Source organism: Acidobacteriota bacterium (assembly GCA_034211275.1).
Classification (GTDB): Bacteria; Acidobacteriota; Thermoanaerobaculia; order Multivoradales; family JAHZIX01; genus JAGQSE01.
On the sequence record JAXHTF010000355.1, the window covers coordinates 1 to 2,409 of the forward strand.

The following is a 2,409-nucleotide window of genomic DNA, read 5'->3' on the forward strand; positions in this document are numbered from 1 at the left end:
CGCCTGCAGCTGCTCGATGAACCACAGCCGCTGCAGGCGGGCACCGCCGCCTACAACATCCCCTCCGGCGTGCGCCTCTCCGGTCCCTTCGACGCGGGCCTCTTCCAGCGCGCCCTGCGGCGCACCGTCGCCCGCCACGACACCCTGCGCACCACCTTCGGCCTGGAAGGCGGCCGGCCGGTGCAGAAGGTGGCGGCGGAGCCCACGGCGCCGCTGCCGCTGGTGGATTTCTCGCGGCTGCCCCACGAAGTCGCCGAGACCCGGAGCCAGGCGCTGGTGGACCGCTGCGCCCGTACTCCCTTCGACCTCGCCCGGCGGCCGCCGTGGCGGGCGCTGCTGCTGCGCATGGGCGCCGAGGAGCACGTCTTCCTGGCGGTGATGCACCACATCATTTCTGACACCTGGACCACCGGCGTCTTCTTCCGCGAGATGGTGGGCCACTACAAGGCTCTGGCGGATGGCGGCACCGCCCAGGTGCCCCAGCTGCCGGTGCAATACGGCGACTACGCCATGTGGCAGCGCTCGGTGCTCGAGGACGGCGGCGTCTTTGACGACCAGCTGGCCTATTGGGTGGAGCATTTCGAAGGCTCGCCGCCGCTGCTGGCCCTGCCCACGGATCGCCCCCGGCCGGCGGTGCAGACCTTCCGCGGTGGGCGCATCACCCTGGTGCTGCCGAGCTCGCTGACGGATCGCTTGAAGGCCCTCTCCGCCGACGAGGACGCCACCTTCTTCATGACCCTCATGGCCTCCTACCAGACGCTGCTCCACCGCTACACCGGGGAGAACGACGTGCTGGTGGGCACCCCCATGGCCAACCGCAACCGCACCGAGCTGGAGAACCTCATCGGGCTCTTCGTCAACACCTTGGTGCTGCGCACGGACTTCGGCGGCGGTCCCACCTTCCGCGAGCTGCTGCGCCAAGTGCGGGAGACCACGCTGGAGGGACTGTCGAACCACGACGTGCCCTTCGAGCGGGTGGTGGAGGCTCTGTCCCTGGAGCGGGACACCAGCCGCAACCCCCTCTTCCAAGTGCTCTTCGCGTTCCAGAACGTGCCCATTCCCAAGCTGGTGGCGGAGGGGCTGACCCTGGAACGCTACGAATTCCGCGAGACCACCGCCCGCCTCGACCTGGAGCTCGACCTTCAGGAGATGCCCTACGGCTTCGTCGGCTGGATGGGCTACAACTCGGATCTCTTCGAGACCGCCACCGCCGAGCGCATGGCGAAGAATTTCCGCGTCATGTTGGAGGCCATCGCCGCCGACGCCGACACCGTGGTGGGGGAGCTGACGCTGATGACCCCGGAGGAGCGGGAGCAGGTGCTCTGGGGCTCCAACCGCACCGCCGGCGACTTCCCCCGCCAGGCCACCCTGGTGAGCCTGTTCGAGGATCGGGTGGACGCCAGCCCCGACGCGGTGGCGGTGCAGGAAGCGGACGAAACCTTCACCTATGGCCGGCTGGAGGAGCGGGCCAACCGCATGGCCTCGCTGCTGGTGCAGCTCGGGATCCGCCGGGGCCAGGCCGTGGGCCTGCACCTGGAGCGCGGCGGCGAGATGGCGGCGGCGGCGCTGGCGGTGATGAAGACCGGCGGCTTCTACGTGCCCCTCCATCCTTCGTTCCCGCCGGAGCGGGTGGCCACCATCCTGGAAACCGCCGAGGCCCGGGTGCTGGTGGTCCACAAGCGTTTCTGGAACGAGCTCCAGGGCACCGCGTTGCCCATCGATGCGGCGGTGGTGCCGGATCTCGCCGAGCTTCCCGAGGAGAACGCTCTGCAGGAGGCGGACGGCGTAGCGCTCTATGGCGCCGCCGCCGTCGACGGCGCCGAGGCCCGGCGGGTGGACCGCGGCGTCGGTCCCGACGACATCGCCTACGCCATCTTCACCTCCGGCTCCACCGGCACTCCCAAGGGGGTAGTGGAGCTCCACGAGCCGGTGGTCAACATTCTCGACTGGGTCAACCAGACCTTCGACGTCGGCCCCGAGGATCGGCTGCTGTGGGTCACCGCCCTCTCCTTCGATCTCTCGGTCTACGACCTCTTCGGCATCTTCGCCGCCGGCGGCACCGTGCGGGTGGCCAGCGAGGCGGAGATCAAGGATCCCGGCCGCCTGTTGCGCCTGCTCACGGACGAGCCCATCACCTTCTGGGATTCGGCACCGGCGGCGCTCCAGCAGCTGGTGCCCATGCTCCCGGACGAGCCGGTGGCGCATTCGCCGCTGCGGCTGGTCTTCCTCTCCGGCGACTGGATTCCCGTGACCCTGCCGGACCAGATCCGCGCCGTCTTCCCCAAGGTGCGCTTCATCGGCCTCGGCGGCGCTACCGAGGCCACCATCTGGTCCAACAACTTCCCCATCGGGGAGGTGCCGGACTGGTGGCCGAGCATTCCCTACGGCAAGCCCATCCGCAACGCCCGC

1 protein-coding gene is annotated in these 2,409 nt (G+C 69.7%); it reads left to right on the plus strand.

Going from position 1 to position 2,409, the window contains the following annotated elements; translation table 11 throughout:
- Window positions 1-2,409: condensation domain-containing protein (locus SX243_25920; GenBank protein ID MDY7096423.1), on the plus strand; the 2,409-nt coding region annotated here is incomplete at both ends.